Origin of the sequence: Fulvimonas sp. R45, from assembly GCF_030504985.1 — a bacterium.
In the GTDB taxonomy this organism is placed as follows: Bacteria; Pseudomonadota; Gammaproteobacteria; order Xanthomonadales; family Rhodanobacteraceae; genus Rhodanobacter_A.
Genome location: NZ_JASERU010000015.1, coordinates 51,589 through 73,919, shown reverse-complemented (window position 1 = coordinate 73,919; position 22,331 = coordinate 51,589). Strand labels below are relative to the sequence as shown.

Below are 22,331 nucleotides of genomic sequence, written 5' to 3'. Positions count from 1 at the left end.
GTTATCTGTCGGGCGGCTATGGCATTCGGTTGTCGTTTGCAGCCCAGCCGATCAAACCCCCTGTCATGTCCAAGCTTGCTACCGCTTGGCAACCTTCCAGGCTCAAAGGTATTCAACTCGATAGGGAGTTCGGTACTCCCTTTCTTGCTGCTACGCAAGTTTTTGATTTGAGGCCTAGCCCACGCAAGTTTCTTTCGTTAGATCGGACTGCTGGCTCGTCGGAACGCTTTATCGAGAACGGTACGATCGTTATTACATGTTCGGGGAGTGTTGGGCGTGCGACCTTGATTTATGCGGCACATGAGGGGGCTCTCATTTCACATGACCTCCTACGCATAACACCGACGAATCCATTGTACTGGGGCTGGCTTTACGCTTATTTCCGCTCGACGCCCGCACTTGAGATGATGACCTCTGCCCAATACGGGCACATGATTAAGCATCTTGAACCGAGCCATATACATGACCTACCGGTTCCGGTTCCTCGGGATGATATTTTGGCGGAGTTTCAGCAAGAAGCACAGAAGATCTTGGATCTAAGAAATAAGGCTTGGCGCCTGCAGTGCGTCGCAGAAAAGACCTTCTCGGATGCGATCGGTGTTCCTGACGATGCGAGTCACGCAGAAGTAGCCTTCTCTGTTTTGGCTAGTGCGCTTATTGGGAAGCGACGCAGATTAGAGGCGACTTTTTATTCCCCTGAAGCAACAAACATTCTGTCGCAGTTCCATCGTGCTTCGCTGCAGATCGATAAACTCGGTGACATCACGGATGGGGTTTGGTGGATGACGCGCTTTAAGCGTATCTTTGGCGACGAGGGCGATCGTTATCTGAGCGCTGACGAGTTATTTTCTATAAATCCAAACACTACAAAGAAGGTCATTATCGAACAGACCGATGATCCGGACGCATTTCGTGTCAAAGAAGGATGGATTGTGATGGCTTGCTCGGGTCAGGTCTATGGTCTTAATGGTAGCGTATCCCTTATGACGAAGAGGCACGAGGATGCCTTCTTCTCACATGATTTGATCCGAATTATTCCACGGGTTGATAACGTGCGACCTGGTTACCTTTTTACTGCCTTAGGCCATCCAGAACTAGGACGTCCGCTTGTCATTCGAAATGCCTACGGTACATCCATTCCACACCTAGACCCAGAGGATGTACGCAATATTCCAATTGTAAGGCTCGGAAAAGAGAAGGAAAATCAGATTGCAGATATTATGGAGCACGCGATTGAACTCCGTGTCGAGGCAGATGCCACGGAAAACGCTCTGGCTGAGAGAGCCGAGCGTTTGTTGGCCTTGTATCTTTTGGGAGACACTTCCTCATTCAACGTCATGATTTCGTAAACTGGAATGCATTGGCTTTTACGGGAAAGGTAATAAGACAATTTGACCTGGGCCGGAATGACCGCTAAGGAAGGCCTGATCAATAGGCCTCTTGCCCGTCATTCCTGCGAAAGCAGGAATCCAGTGCCTTTGTATTCAACGACCTACAAACACTGGATCCCAGCTTTTGCTGGGATGACGAGCAAAATCAGCCCCCCCTAAAGGGCGGAGGAAGTTAAACGCCCCTGGTAAGTAACATCGTCGTTGCACAAGTGACCGGATCTCTCGATGCTCTCTGTCGCCTTGGTTCTGATTCGTTCGGGTTGGCCAGGCGACCTTAATTCGGCAGCCTGGCTAGGTAGAGTGCTTGGAACTCAGTACGGCACGTTGTCCGGGGCGATGGGATCGACTGGGCGACGGCTGAGTCTGGATACGGGCAACTGGCTGATCTCTTCGGCTTGCTCGCTCAGGAAGTAGAGGGCGGCGAAGAGGCCTTCAGTGGTGGTGGGGTCGAGGGGGCTGCGGCCGGGCTCGATGGTGTCGCTTTCGCTGCTGGAATGGATCTCGCGGAAGGCTTCGCTGTTGGCGAGGACGCGGGCGAGGGCGTGGATGCCGGTGATGATGCCGGCCAGGGCGGCGGCGTCTATCTGCTCGGGGGTGGCCTCGTCGACGGTCCAGTAGCGGCGCGAGAGCGGGTTGAGGGGGATGCGGGTGCGCGCACTGGCGTGGGCGGGTGACGTATGATGCGGCTTAGCCATGGTCAACTCCTTCGAAGTTGGTTGTGGTTAGCGGGTCGTGTGGGTGCTCGCCCATGCGGCCCGCGCTTTTTTGGACTTGCAGATTTTCTTTGGTGAGTTTCCTCCGGTTGGCAGCGATGGAATGCTGCAGTTTTTATCGTAGAGAAAAGGGAAGGTAAAATCTGTAGGGGAAGGACTTTATTTTGTAGTCCTCGATTTTCTATAGGGTGCGAAAGTTATTATTATTTTTGGTTCGTCACGCCATAATCCATAAAGCGCCTGGGTAAATACATCGGCGAGAACTCGTTATTTTCGCAAAGGGAGTGAATGGGCGCCTTGGTCGACTAAAAGGGGCCAAAGTCATTGGATTCGCGCTTGACCAGTCCTTCGGCTGTTGAAAAGCGCCTCGCAGGAATGACGCGAGGGGCTTTCGAAGGGAGCTTGCGCCAGAAAATCCTCACGATCGTGAGGATTTAGCCTGGAAACGAGGCGAATGGCACAGAATCCTCATGATCGTGAGGATTCGGGTATGGCAGACGCTCCAAGTACGTCTCGGGTGCGTCAGAAACAGGATTTCCGGACGAGTGAGTCCAGCCGCTGCCGGCATCACGCCGCGCGTGGCCGGATGTGCTTCAGCTCGGCGGCCAGTTCGCGGCGGGCACGTTCGAGCTCGTAGTTCTTTTGCAGGTTCATCCAGCTCTGCGCGTCCGTACCGAAGTACGCGGCCAGCCGCAGGGCGGTGTCGGCGGTGATGCCGCGTCGCTCGTTGGCGATCTCGTTCACGCGGGCGGCGGTCACGCCGATGGCGTTCGCCAGCGCGTTGGCCGAGAGGCCGAACGGCTTCATGAACTCCTCGCGCAGGATCTCGCCGGGATGTACCGGGGGAAGCGGGGTCTTGCGGGTCATGTCGTCACCTCGTTTCAATGGTAGTCCGTGATTTCCACGCCGTAGGCGTTGCCATCCTTCCAGACAAAGCAGACACGGAACTGGTCGTTGATGCGGATGCTGTGCTGTCCGTTGCGACCGCCTTTCAGGGCGTCCAGCCGGTTGCCCGGCGGGACGCGCATGAAGTCCAGCGTCGTGGCTGCATGGAGCTGGGCCAGCTTGCGGCGGGCGACGTTCTCGATGTTGATCCAGCGGTGCACACGCTCGCCGTTCGCGAGGGCTGCCGTGTCCTTGTCGGCGAAGCTCCTGATCATGGCTTGATTGTATATCGGTAAGCGATAAATTGCAGGGCGTGCCGGGGAAGCCGGGAATCGGATGTGGCCGTTTCGGACGGCATGGCGGCGTTGAGGCTGGTGAAGCGGCGGTCCATCCCGCGCGCGGCGGTCGTTGAGAAGGCTCAAGATCGGAGATAGGGCGAGGGCGCTTCGACTCCGCCCGCTGCGCGGGCTACGCTCAGCGTGAACGGCTGTTAAAAAGCGCCTCGCTGGGATGACGAACAGAGTCAGGCTTTCCTTGACGCGATATGAGTCGCCACGCTCCTCAATGCCCGACCAGCGCATTGGCGGCGTTGGCCAGGTAGATGTAATCGGCGCCCAGGTCGGTGACGTATTCGTTCTCGCCCCAGAAGTACGGCCAGTCTTCCTTGTTCTCGGGGAAGTCGGGTTTCACGATCAGTACGCCGGGCACGACGCCGCCGGCGATGAAGCTGAAGTCGGCGCGGTTGTGGCCGTAGGCCACTTCCTTCGAGCGCGCGCCGACCGCCGAGACGAAGGACAGGTCCGACCCAGGGTGGGTGCCGTACAGGTAATCCAGCCCGCGGAAGACGTCCTTGCCGTCGATGATGTGCGGGAATGCCGTGTGCAGCGCGTAGGCGGTGATGGCGAACTGGACGATGGCGCCGTTGCCGGCCCAGCCGCCTTCGGTGATCGGCACGTCGTAGGGGTTGGCCCGGCGCAGCGCTGCCCGTCGCCTGGCGTAGTCGCGCGCCGCCGCCTCGACGTGGCGGCGGTAGCTGGCCGGCATGTACGGCAGGGCGCGGACGGCCTCGCTGGCGGTGAAGATGAAGTGGCTGGCGGCCCACGGCCACAGTGCCGCGACGCGGGCGGCGTACTTCGGCTGGCGGGTGGTCGCCAGCAACTCGATGGCGGCGTCGAACTCCTCGGTCTGCAGCGGGCCGCCGGTGGTGTTGCCGTGCTGGTAGAGGTGGGGCGCGTGGGCGTGCTCGCGGTCCCAGGTCGTCTCGGCAATGGCCAGCGATTTCTTCGCCAGCGCGGGATCGAGCTCGTGCAGCGCGCGCGAGGCCGCGGCCAGCGCGGCGATCGAGCCGTAGTCGAGCGCGCTGGACTGGCTGGTGAAGGCCCAGCGATCGTCCGGCGTGCCGCTGCGGCCGTCCTTCACCTCGCCGGCCTTCAGCGACGGGTCGTAGACCAGGCCGTCGGTCTTGGTCGCCGCGTCACCCAGGTGGCGGTACTGGGCCAGGTCGGGGGCGATGATGCCGTCGATGGCGTGGCCGACCGCGTCGTACTGGGCGACCAGCTGCAGCGTGCCGTGCTTGATCTGCTGCAGGATGTCCGGCACGCCGTCCGGCTGGTGCAGGTCGACGCGGCGAGTGGCCCAGTCGACGGTGGTGGTGTCGCGTGCGGGCCGGAAATCCTCCCAGGCGTGCACCAGCGCGCGGACGATCGCGTATTGCGTCTGCGTGCGGATGTCGTAGTCGCCCGCGTCCAGCCAGCCGCCGACGTTGAGGCCGGGGATGTGCTCGCCGGGCTGGTAGGGGCTGTCGGTGGTCGGCCCCTGGGCGTACAGGTCGAAGTGTTCGTGGTTGACCGGCGCTTGCCGCGCGTCGTCGCGGTGCGAGTCGCCGTGCCACACGCGGTAGGCCTCGACCACCCGCATGTGGTCCATCTGCTCGGGCAGGTAGATGTCCAGCGTGGGATGCCACGCCGCGGCGTAGATATTCTTCGCGATGGGAAACGGCGCGGTGCGCTGGCCGTCGTAGGCGATGACGTAGAGCCCCGGCGTGGCCACGCGGCTGAAGTCGAAGCGGCTGTAGCGGTAGCGTAGATAGTCACCCCAGGGCACGGGCGTGGCGCTGAACACGGCCTGTTCGCGCCCGTCGGGCAGCACGCGCAGCAGCTGCGCCTGGCCGCCTGGTGGGCTCGCTGGGTCGCGTTCCATCACCGCGATCTTCCGCTGGCCCGGCGCGTAGCCCAGCTGCGAATGGCCGATCACGGTCGGACGCACCCAGTCCGGATCGCCGGCGCCGGCGAGCGTCCATTGCAGCACCGTGCCGGTCTTGCCGGCGGGCAGCAGCTGGCGCAGCACGAACCAGCCGTTCTGGGCCTGGTCGCGGCCGTCGTAGAGGCCGATCGTGCCGTCCGCCGAGGCCACCGTGACCCGCACGCGGGCATCGTCCGGGGCCAGCACGAAGCGGTGGCCGCGGGCCAAGGGCAGCGGCTCGGGGCGCTGCCCCGCGGCCACGTGCGTCATCCCGCTGGACGGATACAGCGGAAACGGATGCGCGACGCCGTCGGCGAAATAGCTGTGGTGGAAGTAGGCCGAGGGCAGGAATTCCAGGTTGAACCCGGCCTTGCCTTCCAGCGCCTTGGGCAGCGGCTGGTCCAGCACCACGCTGACGACGAGCGTGTCGCCGTCCTGCCGTGCGTGGATGCGGTAGGCGAACCTGTAGTCGGGGTAGGCCAGGCGGACGTCGATGCTGCCCCTGGCCGGGTCGACCTTGCGGCTGGCGAACGTGCCGGTCGGATCCCACTGGCCGGGCGTGGCCGACAGCCGGACGTCGCCATTGGTCGCGATGCGCCGGTCGTGGTCGATGATTTCCACGCCACTCATCTTGGCGCCGCTGAACAGCCCGTCGTAGCGGTTGCTGAAGACCAGCACGTCGAAACCGCGGGATGCGTAGTAGCCCTTGTCGTTCAGGGTCAGCGTCTGCTGCGCTGCCGGCTGCGCGGTCGCCGGCGCGATGGCGGCCGTCATCGTCAGGACGGCCGCGGCCAGGAGGGGAGGACGGGGCTGCGCGCGACGGATCGTGGTGGGCCGGGCCATCGGTATCGTTTCCATGCGGAAGTGATAGCGCTAACACTAGCAGAAGCGTGCGTCGGGAAAAGGGGGGGCGTACGGCTTCACGCCTTCACGGTAGCTGCAGTATCGCTTCTGTTTCCGGGCCGAGCTGGTGCGGGACGGGTTGGGCGCGGCGCTTCGACTCCGCCCGCTGCGCGGGCTACGCTCAGCGTGAACGGTTGGGGGGCGAAGCGGCGCTTGAAGCCAGTCGCTCAGGCCTCGCCGGGAGATGGCCGGGGTCAGACGTAGGCCGTTCCGGCCAGCGCAGCGTTGACGCCGGTGAAGCCGCGTTCCAATACGCTCGCGAAAGCCGCGGCGGGTTGGCGTTTCTCGCGGAAGGCGCGCAGCGCTTCGCCGTAGGCGACCACCAGGGTGTCCATCAGCATGGCGGCGGCGAGACGGGCGTGGGGATCGGTGGTCGGCTTGCCCGCCGCGTCGGCCAGCATGGCGGCCAGATCGTCGGCCAGCGTGCCCCGGAGCCGGTGCGCATGGGCGACCAGGGCCGGGCTGGCGGCGACGGTGCGCCAGAACCGGAGGGGGCGCCGGTTGATCCTGAAGATGGGGTGTCGGTCTTCCAGCAGGGCGCGCATCAGGGCCTGGAAGGCGTGGACGGGCGATTGGTTGCCGCGGCCAGCGAGCGCCTGGCGGACCAGCGCGCGGCTTTCCTCCTCGCGGTCGAAGACCAGGTCTTCCTTGCGCGGGAAATAGTTGAACACCGTCTTGCGGGCGACGCCCGCCGCGCGCGCGATCTCGTCGATCGAGACGTTTTCGAAGCCGCGTTCGATGAACAGGCGCGTGGCCACGTCCGAGATCGCCTGGCGTGTGGCGGCCTTCTTGCTGTCGCGCAGACCGGGCGGGTTTGACATGGCGAGGCTCGCTCCGTAAAACTTATACTCAGTGTAACAATTTTCGCTGCCATCGGCGGGCCCGGCCGGGCCGCTCGAGGATAGTCCCTTGACCCATGATGTCGTGATTGCCGGTGCGGGCCCCGTCGGCCTGTTCCTCGCCTGCGAGCTGCGCCTCGCGAACGTCTCCGTGCGGGTGCTGGAGCAGGCCGCGGATCCGCACTCGCCGTTGAAGCGCCTTCCGTTCGGCCGGCGCGGCTTGTGGGCGTCCAGCCTCGACGCCTTCCACCGTCGCGGCATGCTGGAGGACATCACGATGCCGACGGCGGCGGGCGTCGGTTTCGGCAGCGGCGCCATGGCGGGCGGCCCGGGCGCGCCACGGCCGGCCGGGCATTTCGCCGGCATCCCGTTCGACTACGACGACATCGACGCCGCGCGGTGGCCGTATCGCCTGCCGGATTCGCCGGTCGCCAACGTGTCGTGCGACATGGCGCATCTCGAATCCGTGCTGGCGGCGCGGGCGGACGCGATGGGCGTCGAGGTGAGGCGTGGCGTCGGGGTCGAGGGTTTCGAGGCGTCGGACGAGGGTGTGACCCTCCGCGCCGGCGGCGAGACCATTCGCGCGGGCTGGCTGGTGGGTTGCGACGGCGCCCGCAGCACGGTGCGCAAGGTCGGCGGCTTCGGCTTCGTCGGCACCGATCCGGAGTTCACCGGCTATTCCGTGCTGGTCGATATCGCCGATCCCGGGAAACTCCGCCCGGGCCGCAACTACACGCCGGCGGGCATGTACATGCAGGGGCAGCCCGGCTACATCGCCATGGCCGATTTCGACGGCGGCGCGTTCCATCGCACCCGGCCGCTCACGCTCGAACACGTGCAGGCGGTGTTGCGGCGTATCGCCGGTGTCGACGTCACCCTGACGGCGCTCAGGGCCGGCACCACCTGGACCGACCGCGCCTACCAGGCGGCGACGTACCGCAAGGGCCGCGTGCTGCTCGCCGGCGACGCCGCGCACATCCATTCCCCGCTGGGCGGCCAGGGACTCAACCTGGGCTTCGGCGATGCGATGAACCTGGGCTGGAAGCTCGCCGCGACGATCCGCGGCGACGCGCCGGCCGGCCTGCTCGACAGCTACGAGCGCGAACGCCTTCCGGTGGGCGCGCAGGTGCTCGACTGGTCGCGCGCCCAGGTCGCGCTGATGCGGCCGAGCCCGCATGCGCGCGCACTCGAGGCGATCCTCCGCGACCTCATCGGCACGCGCGACGGCGCCACCTACTTCGCCGAGCGCGTATGGGGCATTTCCGTGCGCTACGACCTCGGCAGCGACCACCCGCTGGTGGGCCGCAGCGCGCCCGACTTCGAACTGGCCGACGGCACGAAGCTCGGCGAGCGGCTGAGGTCGGGCCAGGGCCTGTTGCTGGATTTCGATGCCCGCGCACCGCTGCAGGCGCTGGCGACGCGCTGGGGCGACCGCATCGCCTACGTCGCCAGCACCGCGAAGGACACGCTGGGCCTGGGCGCCGTGCTGGTGCGGCCCGATGGCGTGGTGGCCTGGGTCGCCGAATCCGCGCCCGACCCGGACCAGGCGGCCGGGGCATTGTCGCGATGGTTCGGCCAGCCCGGATAGCGGGGAATCGAAAACCTTTCAGCTTCCGCGCCGCTTCGTCACGGGCTCAGGCAGGAGGAATGTTCGCGGTCGAAGATGCACCTGCCGCGGACGCCACGGAAACCCGGATCCCTATCGTGCCGGCAAGCGCTCGAACGTGGGCAGGCCCTCGGGAATCAGGTGGAAGGCCTGCTTGTCGATGGTGAAGATGGCCACCTGCGGGCCACCGAACAGGCCCGGGTCGTCGAGCGTGCCGACCTTGAGGATCACGGCCGGGGTGTCCGGCCGCAGCGTGACCAGGTGCGTACCGCAGTCCGCGCAGAACTCGCGCGTGACGGGTCGTTCGAGGTCGCTGCGTGAAAACCGCTTGGGTTGTCCTTTGGTATACCGGAAGCCGCTGGATGGCATCAGCATGAACATGTGGGGCGCCCCGCCGCTGATGTACTGGCACTCGCGGCAATGGCATTGCCCTTTCATCATGGGCTTTCCCTCGGCCGCGTAGCGCACCGCACCGCAGTAGCACCCGCCTTCCAGCTTCACTACGTCATCGTGGCTGCCTGCATTCATGCGTTGGTCCTCGGGTTCGGGCATGGCGGGTTTTCGTGGCGGATCCTGCGCCGGGTCGGTCCTGGCCCTGCGCAGCTTGCTCGGCCACCCACGGGACTGCAAGGCGTGGCCCGGTGGGTCCCGCCGGACCGCTTGACGGCATATTGTTGTGTATGCACAATAGTTTCATGAACACAACTATATCGGGACCCGGACGGGCCCAGGCACGCCCCAACCTCATCCTCGCCATCTGCTGCCTGAGCCTGCTGATGGTGGCGATGGACGCCACCATCGTGAACGTCGCGCTGCCGTCGATCCGGCGCGACCTGGCCGCGTCGGTCTCCTGGCTGCAGTGGGTGGTCGACGCCTACACCATGGTGGTGGCGAGCCTGCTGATGCTGGCCGGTTCGATGGCCGACCGCTTCGGGCGCCGCCGTGTGTTCATGACGGGGATGGCGCTGTTCATGCTGGGCTCGCTGCTGTGCAGCCTGGCGCCGGGCATCCATGGCCTGGTCGCGTTCCGCGTCGTGCAGGCGCTGGGCGCCACCATGCTCAATCCGGTCGCCATGTCGATCATCGCCAACACCTTCCACGAGCCCAGGGCCCGCGCGCGTGCCATCGGCATCTGGGGCGCGGTGGCCGGCGTGTCGATGGCGCTGGGGCCGGTGATCGGCGGCGCGCTGACGGAGAGCGTCGGCTGGCGCTCGATCTTCTGGGTGAACCTGCCGGTCGGCGCCGCGGCGATGCTGCTGGCGGCGCGCTACATCCCGGAATCGAGGGCGCCGCATCCGCGGCGGGTCGACCCGGTCGGGCAGGGGCTGGTGTTCACCATCCTGGCGAGCGTGACCTATGGAGTCATCGAAGGCCCGCATGCGGGATGGGGTTCGACGACGATCGTCGGGCTCTTCGCCGTGGCCGCGCTGTCGCTGTGCGCCCTGCTCGCCTACGAGCCGCGGCGCCGCGAGCCGCTGATCGACCTGCGCTTCTTCCGCAGCGCGCCGTTCAGCAGCGCGACCCTGATCGCCGTATGCAGTTTTTCCGCGTTCTCCGGCTTCCTCTTCCTCAACGCGCTCTACCTGCAGGACGTGCGCGGGCTGTCGGCGTTCCAGACCGGCCTGTGCACGCTGCCACTGGCGCTGGCGACCATCCTCTGCTCGCCGTTGTCCGGCCGCCTGGTCGGCGCGTACGGGGCGCGCCCGTCCCTGCTCGCCTCGGGCGCGGCCACCCTCGCCAGCGCGCTGCTGATGACGCGGCTGACGGCGACCACGCCAATGTCATTGCTGCTGTTCACCTACGTCATCTTCGGCATCGGCTTCGGCATGGTGAACGCCCCGATCACCAACACCGCCGTGTCCGGCATGCCCAAGGCGCAGGCCGGCCTCGCCGCGGCGGTGGCGTCCACCAGCCGGCAGATCGGCGCGTCGCTCGGCGTGGCGCTGGCCGGCACCATCCTGGGCGCGCATGTGCACGACGGCTTCGCCGAGGCGTCGCATCCCTTCTGGTGGCTGGTCACCGGCGGTGGCGTCGCCGTGGTGGTGCTCGGCTGGCTATCCGACACGCCATGGGCGCGCGGGACGACCCGCCATGCGGCACACTTGCTGGACGAAGCGCCTGCGGGAGCGACCGCATGACCCGACCCACTGACAACGACAGCGAGGCCGACGCCCTGTGGCAACGGATGGTCGGGCTGGTGTGGGAAACGCGCCGCGACTGGCGCCGCAAGGTGAGCGAGGCCACCGGGCTGCCGTTCAGCCGCGTGCGCATCCTGTGGCGGCTGGTGGATGCGCCGATGACCCTGCGGCAGATCGCCGACGACACCGGCAGCGACGCACCGGCCACCACCGTGGCGGTGAACGACCTGGAAGGGCGCGGGCTCGTCGAGCGGCAGCCGCATCCGGAAAGCCGCCGCGCGAAGCTGGTCTCGCTGACCCGCGCGGGGCGGAAGGTCGTCGAGCAGATGCACCGCACCGTGCGCGACGACGCGCCGGCGGGCCTGCAGCAGCTCTCGGCGACCGACCTCGCGCATCTGCGCCGCATCCTGGAACGGATCGAGCGCGGCGAACGCTGAGAACCCATGCGTTCCATGAAGTAGAAAACCACGGGCCGGTGGCCTCATGGCCCTCGCCCGTCATTCCGGCGCAGGCCGGAGGCGCCTTATCAACAGACGAAGGTCTGGTCATCCAGTAGCCGTGAGGCCCGAGCAGGCGTGGTCGCTACTGGATGACTCGCTGCGCTCGCCCCTTCGGGGCCGCCCTGCGGGCGTTCTGCGCGCTGCGCGCTTGTCCGGCCTGCGCCGGGATGACGGGCCGGATAGGCGGTCGCCACCAGAAATGGACTCGCCTTCTCGCTGCACCTCGCCCGACGCGGTAGGAGGCACTCAGGCCGCGATGTCCAGCGACCGCCCTTCGCGCCACGACCGCGTCGCCAGCTCCGCCAGTTCCAGCGCCTTGATCCCGTCCTCGAGGGTGGTGCGCACCGGCGTGCCGTGGCACAGCGCGTCGAGGAAGTGCTCGATCTCCAGTGCGTAGGCCTCGCGGTAGCGTTCGAGGAAGAAGGCCTCGGGCGTGTCGCTGCTGATCGACTGCTCGCCCCAGGCCACGACCTGGGTGGGGCGCACGTTGCCGGCCTGCAGCAGGCCGCGGCTGCCGAGCACTTCGAAGCGCTGGTCGTAGCCGTAGGCGGCGCGGCGCGAGGTGTTGATCTGGCACAGCGCGCCGCCGCGGGTGCGCAGGGTCACGGCGGTGTGGGAGAGGTCGCCGGCGGCGGCGACCCCGGGCAGGCCGGGGCAGCCGCCGGTGGCGTGGACGGCGACGGCTTCGTCGCCGAGGATCCAGCGGAAGATGTCGAAGTCGTGGATCAGCATGTCCTTGAACACGCCGCCGGACCGCGCGAGGTACTCGACCGGCGGCGGCGCGGGGTCGCGGCTGGTGATGACGAGCGTTTCCGGCGTGCCGATCTCGCCGGCGTCCAGGCGCCGCTTGAGCGCGGCGAAGGTGGGGTCGAAGCGGCGCTGGAAGCCGATCATGCAGGTGACGCCCGCCGCGCGCACGGCGGCGGCGCAGGCACGCGCGCGTTCCACGTCGAGATCGACCGGCTTCTCGCAGAAGATCGCCTTGCCGGCCGCTGCGGCGCGCTGGATCAGGTCCGCGTGCGTGTCGGTGCTGGAGCAGATCATCACCGCTCGCACCGCGGGGTTGGCCAGTGCCTCGTCCGCCGAGGCGACGCGTGCGCCATGCCGTCCGGCCAGCGCCGTGGCCGCCTCCGCGTTCATGTCCACCACGCAGCGCAGCCGCGCGCGGGCGTGCCGCGCGAGGTTGCCGGCGTGGATGGTGCCGATGCGGCCGGCGCCGAAGACGGCGACGTCGATCCGTTCAGTCATCGTATCCCCCAGGGTGGGACGTCTCTTCGAGCTTGAGTTCGAGCTTGTAGGCCAGCGCCACGAACAGCGACTGGCACAGGCAGAGGGTGCTGGCGAGCCCGCGGAAGCCGAACGCGCTGCCTTCGCTCACCTTCAGCGTGACCCTGGCCTCGCTGCCCAGCGGGCCGAGCGCGCTGTCGGTGATGGCCAGCACGTGGGCCTTGTGCTGCTGTGCCACCCGGCTGCAGTACAGCGTCTCGCGGCCGTACGGCGGGAAGCTGATCGCGACGAGCACGTCGTTCCTGCCGATGCTGCGGATCTGCTCGTGGTACATGCCGCCCAGGCCGCTGACCAGGTGCACCCGCTTGTGCGTGTGCTGCAGCGCGTAGACGAAGTAGCTGGCGATGCTGAAGGTGCGCCGCACCGCGACCACGTAGATGTTCTCGGCCTTCACCAGCAGGTCGACCGCGGCGTTGAAGCGCTTGTTGTCGAAGTCGCCGGCCAGCTCGTCCAGGCCGGCGCGGCTGGCGTCGATGAAGCGCCGCGCGATCTCGGCCGGGCCCATCGCCTGGCCGCCCGCGATCGCCTGGCGCACGCGTTGCTGGTAGCTGCGCGTCGGCGTCACGGTGTCGGTGTAGTGGCTGCGGAACACCGACTGCAGTTCGCGGAAGCCGGAGAAGCCGAAGCGCTTGGCGAAGCGCACCACCGCGGAAGGATGCACGCCGCTGCCCTCGGCCACTTCGTTGATGCGCTGGACCATGATGTTCGCGCGCTGCCGCTCGAGGTAGCTGGCGATGCTCTGCAACTGCGGCGGCAGCGTCTCGAAGTCGCGCGCGATGTCCAGCAACAGGTCGTCGACGGTCTTCGGGCTGCTCATGGGTTCCATCGCCATTGGTTGGTGCGTAGCAACAAGTGTATCAATCCGCCGCCACCGGCCGCGGTCGCCAACCGGCGGCCCAGCGCGAGGGGCGCGGCCCCATCACGAAGTCCAGCGTGCCGCCGGCCACGATCTGCGCGTGGCTGATCACCGGGACGTCGAGCGGCTTGCCGTTGAGCGTGGCCGACTGGATGTAGACGTTGGTGGCGGAGTTGTTCTTCGCGGTGATGGTGAACGTCCTGCCGCCCGGCAGGTGCACAGCCACGCGCGAAAACAGCGGGCTGCCGATCATGTACTCGGCCGAGGCCGGGTTGACCGGGTAGAAGCCCAGCGCGGTGAACACGTACCAGGCGGACATCTGGCCGCAGTCCTCGTTGCCGAGGATGCCGGTAGGCGTGTCCGAGTAGGCGTCGGCGGCGATCGCGCGCACCCGCGCCTGGGTCTTCCACGGCGCGCCCATGAAGTCGTACAGGTAGCCGTAGTGGTGGCTGGGCTCGTTGTCGTGGTGGTTGTGGCCACCGTCGAAGTGCGCGTCCAGCTTCGTCTGGGCCGCGGCCGGGCCGCCCAGCAGGGCCACGGTGCCGCCGATGTCGTGCAGCGCGGCGAACAGGTAGACCCATTGGTCGCCCTCGGTCCAGCCTTCGTCCGGCGAGGCCCAGGAGCCGTCGGCATTGCGGGCCTGCATGAAGCCGCGCGCCGGGTTGAACAGCTTGCGGTAGTCCAGCGAGCGCTCGAGGAAGTGCGCGTAGTCCTGTTCGTGGCCGGTGGCCTTGGCCACCTGCGCCACCGCGTAGTCGTCGTAGGCCTCTTCCAGCGTGCTGGAGGCCGATTCGGCGACCTTGTCGGCGGGGATGTAACCCAGCTTCAGCGCGTAGGTCAGCCCGGCACGCGCCTCGTAGGGCGTGTGCGGTTCGCGGTCGAACCAGCGCCGCGTGGTGTCGCCGTCCGGCGGCACGGTGGCGTCCTTGCGCACGGCTGCGTAGGCGCGCTGCCAGTCGAAGCCCTTGAAGCCCTTGGCGATGGCCTCGGCGACCAGCGAATCGGCGTGGGTGCCGATCATGATGTTGGTGTAGGACGGGTTGGGCCACTTCGGCATCCAGCCGCCCTCGTCGGCGTCCTGCAGCAGCGCCGTCACCATGTCGTCGATGCGTTCGGGCGCGACCAGGGTGAGCAGGCTGTTCTCGGCGCGGAAGGTGTCCCAGATCGAGTAGTCGGTATAGGAGACGCCCTGGTGCACCTGGTCATCGAAGGCGCTGTAGTAGCGGCCGTGCTCGGAGGCCAGCCGCGGGTACAGCAGCGCGTGGTAGAGCCCGGTGTAGAAGATGTGCCGCTGCGCCGTGGTAGCGCCGTCGATGTCGAAGATGCCCAGCTTGCGGTTCCAGGTGGCCTTGAGCGCCGCGCGCGTGCCGTCGAAGTCCCAGCCCGGCAGTTCCGCGCCGAGGTTCGCCTGCGCCTGGGCCAGGCTGATGAACGAGGTGCCCACCTGCGCCTCGATGGGCTGGCCGGCGGCGGTGTCGAAGGACACGTAGGCGCCCACGTTGTCGCCCTCGACCTGGGTGTGGTTGCCGGGTCGCACCAGCACGCCCTGGTAGACGCTCTGCGCCTTGAACGGCTGCCGGAAGCGCACCACGAAGTAGCCCTTGAAGTTCGGGAGCTTCAGCGGCCCGAGGTCGGCGTCCTGGCGGTCGGGGTTGTAGCCGCGGATCTCGTGCCTGCGCACGTCCACCTCGACGTAGCCGTGGATGCCCGGACGGGTCGCCTCGACCAGCACGCCGGCGTTGGACTTCGCCGGGAAGGTGAAGCGCAGGTAGCCGCAGTGGTCGGTCGCGGTCATCTCGGCGCGGATGCGGCGGCCGTCGCTGTCCATCGTCACCGCATAGCCGTAGGGCGTGGCCACCTCGTCCTTGTGCGAGAACTTCAGCTGCCGCGCCTCGGGCGCGTACTTCAGGCCGTCGAGTTCCGGCATCAGGGTGACGTAGCCGTAGTCGCCCATCCAGATCGCCGGCTGGTGCGTGCCGATGAAGCCCTGGATGTGGGTGTCGGCGTCGTTGTACGGGCTCACGCTGACGCGGTTCTGGCGGGTCAGCGGGGTCCAGTTGGTCATGCCGAACGGGGTGGTCACCAGCGGCATGGTGCCGCCGTATTCCGAACCGATGCCGGCGGTGCCGATGTGCGGGTCGACCCAGTCGACCGGCGTGGTCTGCGCGGTTGACGCTGCGAACAACGGCGTCGCTGGCACGGCCAGCGTCAGCGCGAAGACACCGGCGAGGCGGGCGCGGAAGTTCGACGTGATCATGCATGCATCTCCATGAAGCGGGCGACTTCGGCGGCATCAGGCATCGCCGCGAACGAGCCGTGGCGCGTCACCGCCAGCGCGCCGCAGGCGCTGGCGTAGCGCAGGGCGGCGTGCAGGCGCGGCCGGTCGTCGATCCAGCCGTCGAGCCCGGCGGGGCCGATGCCCTGCACGGCGAACTGGTGCAGCAGGCCGCCGACGAAGGCGTCGCCCGCGCCGGTGCTGTCCACCATGTCGACGCGGTAGCCGGGCAGCTCGCCGCGGGCGCCGGGGCGGAACCAGCGCAACGGCCGTTCCGCGTCGGTCACCACCAGCAGGCGCGTGGCGCCGCGCCACAGGCGCTCCAGCAGCGCCTCTTCGCCGTCGTCGGCGAGCCAGGCGAATTCCTCGGCGCTCAGCTTCACCACGTCCGCCAGCTGCAGTGCCTGCCAGGACGGCGCGCGGGGTTCGCCGTCGCGCGGCCACAGCGCGGGGCGCAGGTTCAGGTCGAAGCTGACCAGGGTGCCGGCGCGGCGCGCGCGCCGCATGCCCTCCAGCGTCGCGTCAGCCAGTTGCGGATCGGTGAGGCTGTTGGAGCAGGCGTGGAAGGCGGCGGTGTCGTCGAAGGCCTGGGCGCGGAAGTGCTCGGCGCGGAACAGCAGGTCGGCGGCGGGCGGGCGGTAGAAGCTGAAGCTGCGTTCGCCGCGCGCGTCCAGGGTGACGAAGGCCAGCGCGGTGTTGGCGGCGTCGGTGCGCGCCACGTCGGCGGTGTCCACGCCGGCCTGCTGCAGGTTGTCGAGCAGGAAGTCGCCGAAGCGGTCCTGCGCCAGCATGCCGGCGAAACGCGCGTGGCCGCCGAGCCGCGCCACCGCCACCGCAGTGTTGGCCGGCGCCCCGCCGGCGAACGGCCGCAGCTGTTGCGCGAAGCCGCGGCCGTCGAAGGCCTGCGCGTGCATGTCGATCAGCGCCTCGCCGAAGCAGAGGATGGAACGTGTCATCGGGACCTCCCCCGGTCCTTCATGGGCGCCTCGGATGGCTTGCCATCCCGGTGCTGGTCCACTGCTGTCCGGAATAGTTGATGATGTCGGTCAAGCGCTTGCGCCAAGGATCGGCAATGGAGCGTGGTGAAGATGGCCCGTTTGCCTTGAAGGGCGGGGCAAAAGGCGCCCTCCCCTGCGTGCAGGGGAGGGTTGGGGAGGGGTGCTCTTGGCTTGAAAGCCAAAGCGTGACCCCCTCCCAACCTCCCCCTGCATGCAGGGGGAGGAGCTCATCCGGCAGTGGAAATAGTCCGCACAGCAGTGGGCCTGCACCGGGATGACGGGCGTTTGGGGATGTTCGAGGTTCCCTTGTGCATGCCATGCCGGGCGTCATGTCAGTCGGCATTGACGTAGATCGGGTTGCCGATCAGCAGCGGCACGCCGGCGGCGGAGCGCACTTCCGCGCGCAGCCAGTGGCGCCTGCCGTCGCTGCGCCAGTCGAAGCCGACGTGCTGGTCGGCGCTGCCCAGGGCGGTGTCGACGGACGGCACGTAGGGCTTGCCGTCCAGGAATACCACCAGCTTCGCGCCCGCCGCGTGCGCCACGTGGATGTCGACATGCACCGAAGCGCCGGCGGCGGCATCGATGGCGTCACCCATCGCCGCGTGCCGGTCGCCGCTCTGCGCGCTCATCTCCAGCAGGCGGTCGCGGCTGCCCTCGGTATCGACGAACACGTGGCCGGCGCGCACACCGTCGAGGATCGCCCGCATCGACAGCGCCTGCGCGTGGACCACGGTGATCGGATGGCCGACCGGGTTGGAGCCGAGGCCGACCGTGTCCTGCGTGGCATTGTGGTTGTCGCTGCCGCCGATGCCGGTGATGCGGTAGCCCCTGGCCAGCTGCTGCTCCCAGAACGGTACGCCGGAGAAGGGCGTGCCGGCGTCGATGCCGTTGACGATCTCGATCGCCTGCACCCGCGCCATGTCGATCGGCGGCTGCGCGGTCCAGCCGCAGCCCATGCAGACCTCGCCGCTGGGGCGGATCGGGTGGTTGATCGAGAGCAGGCCGTGCAGCGGGGCCACCTGCTTCGCCAGCGCGGTCCAGCCCTTCACGTGTTTGCCGTCGACGCGGAAGTCCACCGGCGCGGCGGTGCCCAACAGGCCGGCGTGGCCGGTGAAGGTGGTCAGCTCGCGGCCGGGGATCAGCAGCAGGCGGTCGTAGTACGGCTGCAGCTCGCGCATCGCGTCGAGCTGCGAGGTGGTGTTGTGGTCGGTGATCGCGATGAAGTCCAGCCCGCGCTTCACCGCCGCCTGCACGGTGAGGAACAGCGGGCAGGGCACGCGCTTGCCCGACTGGCTGGGACAGCTGCCGTCGCTGTGCGCGTCGTGCATGTGCAGGTCGCCGCGGTACCAGCCGGGCTGGTCGCGCAGCGGCGGGTTCAGCACGGCCGGTTCCCAGGCGGGATCGTCCGGGCGGTTGAACCAGATCTCGGCGGTGTAGGTGGCGTGGCTGTCCTTGCGGATGTTCGGGATGCCGAGCAGCAGGCGCCAGCGGCCCGGCCGGATCGGCCCCGGCAGGAACGACGGCGTGGCGTCGCTGGTGGCCACGGTGAACAGCCGCTTCGAGCCGCCGGTCCAGCCGCGGAAGCCGTCCTGGCCGTGGAAGCCATCCGGCCCGAGCAGGCCCAGGTCGATGGTGGTGTGGTCCGTGTCGTGGCCGCTGTAGTCGAACTTCACGGTGATGCGGCCGGTGCCCGCGGGCACGCTGAACGGCAGCTCGCGGTAGCTGTGGTTGTCGCTGCCGTCGAGGCTGCCGCGCAGCACCAGGTCGGGGCGTTCGTGCACGGCCTGCGGGGCGTCGGCCATGGCGTACGGGGGCACCGCGCCGGCCAGCAGCAGGCCGGCCAGCAGCAGGCCGAAGCGTCGATGGCGCGCACTCATGGCTGTCCTCCCGCGGCGATGGCGTGGCAGCCGGGCGCGCGCAGCGGATTGCAGCGTGCGGCCCCGGCACCGGGCAACTGTACGCGGTACGGGCTGAAGCGCGGGTCGGGCCGGAGGTAGTCGGTGGAGACATACTGCGCGCCGCTGGCGAAGGCGGCATCGCGGCGGCGGGTGTCGTTGCGGCGCGCCTCGACGGTGTCCGCGTCGGCGCGGGTGCGCACCATATAGCCGGCGGCGACGTCGCGCCTGATCCTCGCCGCTTCGCCCAGCGGGTCGTTGAGAGTGAGGTAGGCCGCGGCGGGCGAGTCCTCGCCGGTGTTGATGAACATCACCCGGCCTTCCAGCGAAGGCCGCGCGCCGCGGTAGAGCGCGACCTTGCGCTCGTGCTCGTCGAGCACGAAGAACTCCTTGCCGCGCGCCTGGCCCAGGGTGGGCCAGTGGCCGGCCCGCACCGCGTCGCGCAGCGTCGGGTAGCGGCCCTGCACGTCGTCGGGCGTGACCAGGTCGGCCGGCGACAGCACCGAGCGGATCTCCGCGTCCAGCGCGTCGAATGCGGCCTCGGTGAAGCGCAGCGGGGCGACGGCGCCCGGTCCTTCGGGGTCGTCCTTGGCGTTGATCAGCAGCATGATCGGCACGTGCCGCGGATGCGCGTGCGACCAGTCGCGGATGATCGTGAGGCAGGCGACGAAGGTCTGGCAGCTGCTGCGGAAGTCGATGTCCGCCATGTGCATCACCTTGAAGCCCGGCTGCTGCATCTGCAGCGTCGCGGCGGGCGACCACGGCGAACGGGCGTAGCCCTTGCGCAGCGCGCCGGGCGGGTGCGCGTAGTAGCCGCCCTTCGGGTCGTAGTAGACGTCCAGCTCCAGCGTGCGCGCGCCGTGGTCGAGCTGCTCGCCGAGCGGGCGGTGGCCGTAGTCGATGCCGTCGGCGCGCGGGTCGCGGGCGCGGTGGGCGGCCAGTTCGGCCGGCGGCATGGCCTGCTTGTAGCTGTTGTGCGTGCCGACCGCCTGCAGGTCGTTCATGTGCAGGGTGCGGTCCAGCGCGGCCAGGTCGCAGCCGGGCGAGGCCTTTTCCAGGTCGCAGCCGGCCCATGCCGCCGTCCATGGCAGCAGTGCGAGCGCGGCGGCAAGGGCGCAGCGGCGCAGGTGGGGCAGCGTGCTCATCCCCTCAGAACCGGTACATGACGGCGGCGCGGTAGGCGCGGCCGAGGATCGGGCGCGCGATGAAGGTGTTGGCGCCCACGTCGGAACTGGCCAGCTCGCCGGCGCGCGGGTTGCCCTCGGTCAGGCCGAGCGAGTTGGTCATGTTGTCGGCGTACAGGAACAGCGAGAGGTTGGTCAGCACGTCGTAGCGGGCGCTGGCGCTCAGCACGTCGTACGCCGGCAGCTTCACCGAGTTGGCGGTGTCCACGTAGCGCTGGCCCTCGTGCTCGTAGGCCAGCTGCAGGCGCAGCCTGCCGTCGAGCAGGTTCAGGCCGGGCACGACGCGGTAGCTCATCTTCGGCACGCGGATCAGCTGGTTGCCGGTGTAGTTGCGCAGCACCGGGCCGCCGCTGGCATCCTTGTCGGTGTAGCGCAGGCCTTCGTACTTCGGGTCCTGGTAGGTGGCGGTCAGCTGCACGTCGAACCAGTCCGTCGGGAACCAGGTGGTCTCCAGCTCCAGGCCCTTGGTCTTGGTGCTGGCGTAGCCGGTCTGCGCCACCGAGGTGTTGTTGTTGGGGTCGAACACGTAGTTGCTGAAGCCGACGTCGTCGTACTTGGTGTAGAACGCGGTGGCGTACAGGTCCAGCCAGCGGTTGGAGAACTTGTAGCCGACCTCGCCCAGCTTCATGGTCTGGATCAGCGGCGTGGCGGTGGCGTTGGTGATGTAGGTGCTGAGGTTGGGCAGGCGGTAGGTGGGCGTCCAGCGCGCGAACACGCCGGTGCGGTCGGAGAACTGGTAGTTGACGCCCAGCGTCCAGCCCAGCTTGTGGAAGCCGTGGTCGTAGCTGACGGTCTGGCCGGTGCCGGTCTTCATGCTGGAGGTGGGGAAGGTGCCGAGGTTGACGTTCTGCTTCAGCTCGACCCAGCCCTTGGTGTTCACATGCTCCCAGCGCACGCCGCCGTCGATGCGCAGGGCGTCGGTGACCTGCCACTCGTCGGACAGGTACAGCGCGTTGGTGGTCGAGCTGCCGTTGGCGTTCTCCCATTCGTAGCCGTAGCTGTAGAAGCCGTTGTCGGTGAGGGTGCCCAGCGGCTGGCCGTTGGCGCCCACCGCCACCAGGTCGAGCAGGCGCGCGCGGTCGCGCGCGTCCAGCAGCACGGTGGAGGAGTAGCGGCTGAAGCCCTGGTTGAAGTGGGCGCGGTAGTAGCCGATGGTGACGTCGTGGCTCTGCCCGCCGATGTCGAACTTGCGCAGCAGCCGCAGGTCGTTGTCGAACTCCTGCAGCGGCATGGTGACGCCGCGCAGGCCGCCGATCACCACCAGGCCGTTGCCGTTCTGGCCTTTGTTGTCGAACACCTGCGCCGGGTTGTCGACGTAGCGCAGCTCCAGGCCGGTGGTGCCGGCCGGCAGGTAGGGCGCCCAGGCCTTGAGGTTCGACGCGGAAGTCAGGAATTTGTCGGCGCTCGACAGCGCGTTGGGGAACATGCCGTTGCGCTGCGTCTTGGTGTCGCTGTAGCGCATCGACTCGGCGAGCTTCCAGTCGGCGCCCAGGTCGTGGTTGAACTTCAGCGTGAGCTGGTCGCGCTTGACGTGGGTGCCCTTGCTGTTGTCGAAGTCGTACAGGCCGCCGTTGGCCTCCTTCATCATGGCGTGCTCGGTCTCCGGCCCGGCCAGCGTGCCGAAGTTGCCGTTGAAGCCGGGCACCGCGCGGATGTCGCCGTTGGCGGTGGTGCGCATGGGGATGCCCAGGTACAGGGCGACGTCGTCGTCCATGTGCTTGACGTCCGCACTGAAGCTGCCGTGTTCGAAGTCCTTGGCGATGTTCATGCGGATCTGGCCGCCCTTGTTGGCGTCGAAGCCCGGGTTGCGGATGCCGTTGTCCTTGCGGTAGAAGCCGCCCACGCCGAACTTCCAGCCGTCGCCCACCGGCGTGCCGTACCAGAAGTCGGCGCGGTTCAGGCCGTAGTTGCCGGTGGTGTACTTGAACAGGCCCTCGGGCGTGTCGCCCACGCGGCGCGGGATGAAGTTGATCGCGCCGGCCGGCGCGTTCGAATAGAACACCGACGAGGGACCGCCGCGCACCACCTCGATGCGTTCAATCGTCTCGTCCAGGCGGAAGGCCTGGTCGGCGTTGAGGTAGCCCAGCGCCGGGTCGTGCTGCACCGGCATGCCGTCCTCCAGCAGGGTGACCGAGCCGAAGCCGTCGACCGGGATGCCGCGCGCGCGGATGTTGCCGCTGGCCTCGCCGCCCGACGCCTCGACCCAGAAGCCGGGCACCGATTTCATCGCCTCGGTGACCGAGGTTGGCGCCTGCATGCGCAGGCGGTCTTCGTCGATGGTGGTGATCGAGTAGCTGGTCTCGGCCTTGGTGCGGGTCTCCACGCCGGAGCGGGCGGTGACGACGACGGTGTTGAGGTCCTTGGCCTTGGTCTGGTCGGCCTGGGTGGCGGGCGTGCCCTGGCGGGTCGTGCCGCTGTCCTGGGCGAAGGCGGGCACGGCGCCGGCGAGCAGCAGGCTGCCGAGCAGGGCCGTGCGGATCGCACTACTGACGGTGTTGGGACGCATCGCGGATCTCCGGTTGGATGGTGGTGGCGTCTGGTCGGGAAGCGACAGCGCTTCGGAGCGCTATCGTCGTTGTGGTCGATGGCCTGGGCATGACGGAAGCGGGAGCGCGCGACT

Annotated in this window: 17 protein-coding genes; 4 read left to right on the top strand and 13 right to left on the bottom strand. The window is 67.8% G+C overall.

The annotated features are described in order from the left end of the window. Window positions 1-65 precede the first annotated feature (65 nt). Window positions 66-1,349 (top strand): hypothetical protein, encoded by a 1,284-nt coding sequence (locus tag QMK61_RS13485; RefSeq protein WP_302072741.1) that lies wholly within the window; start codon window positions 66-68, stop codon window positions 1,347-1,349. 353 nt (window positions 1,350-1,702) lie between these two features. Here the strand turns inward: QMK61_RS13485 and QMK61_RS13480 are convergent, their stop codons facing one another. The 5 genes from QMK61_RS13480 to QMK61_RS13460 all read right to left on the bottom strand — a co-directional run bounded on the left by QMK61_RS13480 (window position 1,703) and on the right by QMK61_RS13460 (window position 6,954). Next, window positions 1,703-2,086, bottom strand: a complete 384-nt coding sequence (locus QMK61_RS13480) for a hypothetical protein (protein WP_302072740.1) — start codon at window positions 2,084-2,086, stop codon at window positions 1,703-1,705. A gap of 585 nt (window positions 2,087-2,671) precedes the next feature. Then, on the bottom strand, window positions 2,672-2,971 hold the full coding sequence (locus QMK61_RS13475) for a HigA family addiction module antitoxin (RefSeq protein ID WP_302072739.1): 300 nt from the start codon (window positions 2,969-2,971) through the stop codon (window positions 2,672-2,674). A 14-nt stretch (window positions 2,972-2,985) separates the two neighbouring features. Further along, on the bottom strand, window positions 2,986-3,264 hold the full coding sequence (locus QMK61_RS13470; protein ID WP_302072738.1) for a type II toxin-antitoxin system RelE/ParE family toxin: 279 nt from the start codon (window positions 3,262-3,264) through the stop codon (window positions 2,986-2,988). 286 nt (window positions 3,265-3,550) lie between these two features. Beyond that, complete coding sequence (locus QMK61_RS13465) at window positions 3,551-6,004, bottom strand: glycoside hydrolase family 9 protein (RefSeq protein WP_302072737.1); 2,454 nt, start codon at window positions 6,002-6,004, stop codon at window positions 3,551-3,553. A 323-nt stretch (window positions 6,005-6,327) separates the two neighbouring features. Beyond that, the gene (locus tag QMK61_RS13460) at window positions 6,328-6,954 is read right to left on the bottom strand and encodes a TetR family transcriptional regulator (RefSeq protein WP_302072736.1); all 627 of its coding nucleotides are present in this window, start codon (window positions 6,952-6,954) and stop codon (window positions 6,328-6,330) included. Between the two features lie 88 nt (window positions 6,955-7,042). Here QMK61_RS13460 and QMK61_RS13455 point away from each other — a divergent pair, with 88 nt between their 5' ends. Next, on the top strand, window positions 7,043-8,560 hold the full coding sequence (locus QMK61_RS13455; RefSeq protein WP_302072735.1) for an FAD-dependent monooxygenase: 1,518 nt from the start codon (window positions 7,043-7,045) through the stop codon (window positions 8,558-8,560). Window positions 8,561-8,671: 111 nt separating this feature from the next. On the opposite strand, the gene QMK61_RS13450 is transcribed toward QMK61_RS13455, so the two are convergent. After that, complete coding sequence (locus QMK61_RS13450) at window positions 8,672-9,130, bottom strand: GFA family protein (RefSeq protein WP_302072734.1); 459 nt, start codon at window positions 9,128-9,130, stop codon at window positions 8,672-8,674. A 143-nt stretch (window positions 9,131-9,273) separates the two neighbouring features. Between QMK61_RS13450 and QMK61_RS13445 the strand changes: the two genes are divergently transcribed. Further along, window positions 9,274-10,716 (top strand): MFS transporter, encoded by a 1,443-nt coding sequence (locus QMK61_RS13445; protein WP_302072733.1) that lies wholly within the window; start codon window positions 9,274-9,276, stop codon window positions 10,714-10,716. Beyond that, window positions 10,713-11,153, top strand: coding sequence for a MarR family transcriptional regulator (locus tag QMK61_RS13440; protein ID WP_302072732.1), 441 nt, complete (start codon window positions 10,713-10,715; stop codon window positions 11,151-11,153). Before QMK61_RS13445 ends, QMK61_RS13440 begins: the two co-directional genes overlap by 4 nt. A 309-nt stretch (window positions 11,154-11,462) precedes the next feature. On the opposite strand, the gene iolG is transcribed toward QMK61_RS13440, so the two are convergent. The 7 genes from iolG to QMK61_RS13405 form a co-directional block, all read right to left on the bottom strand. Next, the gene (gene iolG, locus QMK61_RS13435; RefSeq protein ID WP_302072731.1) at window positions 11,463-12,464 is read right to left on the bottom strand and encodes an inositol 2-dehydrogenase; all 1,002 of its coding nucleotides are present in this window, start codon (window positions 12,462-12,464) and stop codon (window positions 11,463-11,465) included. Continuing rightward, window positions 12,457-13,320 carry a MurR/RpiR family transcriptional regulator gene (locus QMK61_RS13430; protein WP_302072730.1) on the bottom strand — a complete coding sequence of 288 codons (864 nt, stop codon included), beginning with the start codon at window positions 13,318-13,320 and terminating at the stop codon, window positions 12,457-12,459. Before QMK61_RS13430 ends, iolG begins: the two co-directional genes overlap by 8 nt. Before the next feature lie 40 nt (window positions 13,321-13,360). After that, on the bottom strand, window positions 13,361-15,616 hold the full coding sequence (locus QMK61_RS13425; protein WP_302072729.1) for a GH92 family glycosyl hydrolase: 2,256 nt from the start codon (window positions 15,614-15,616) through the stop codon (window positions 13,361-13,363). Continuing rightward, window positions 15,613-16,590, bottom strand: coding sequence for a carbohydrate kinase (locus tag QMK61_RS13420; RefSeq protein ID WP_302072728.1), 978 nt, complete (start codon window positions 16,588-16,590; stop codon window positions 15,613-15,615). Before QMK61_RS13420 ends, QMK61_RS13425 begins: the two co-directional genes overlap by 4 nt. 374 nt (window positions 16,591-16,964) lie before the next feature. Further along, window positions 16,965-18,509 carry a CehA/McbA family metallohydrolase gene (locus QMK61_RS13415; RefSeq protein WP_302072727.1) on the bottom strand — a complete coding sequence of 515 codons (1,545 nt, stop codon included), beginning with the start codon at window positions 18,507-18,509 and terminating at the stop codon, window positions 16,965-16,967. Then, window positions 18,506-19,672 carry a phosphatidylinositol-specific phospholipase C1-like protein gene (locus tag QMK61_RS13410; RefSeq protein ID WP_302072726.1) on the bottom strand — a complete coding sequence of 389 codons (1,167 nt, stop codon included), beginning with the start codon at window positions 19,670-19,672 and terminating at the stop codon, window positions 18,506-18,508. The genes QMK61_RS13415 and QMK61_RS13410 overlap by 4 nt, the downstream gene beginning before the upstream one ends. Window positions 19,673-19,676: 4 nt before the next feature. Next, entirely contained in the window at window positions 19,677-22,217 is a 2,541-nt protein-coding gene (locus tag QMK61_RS13405; protein ID WP_302072725.1) for a TonB-dependent receptor, read from the bottom strand. Window positions 22,218-22,331: the final 114 nt, after the last annotated feature.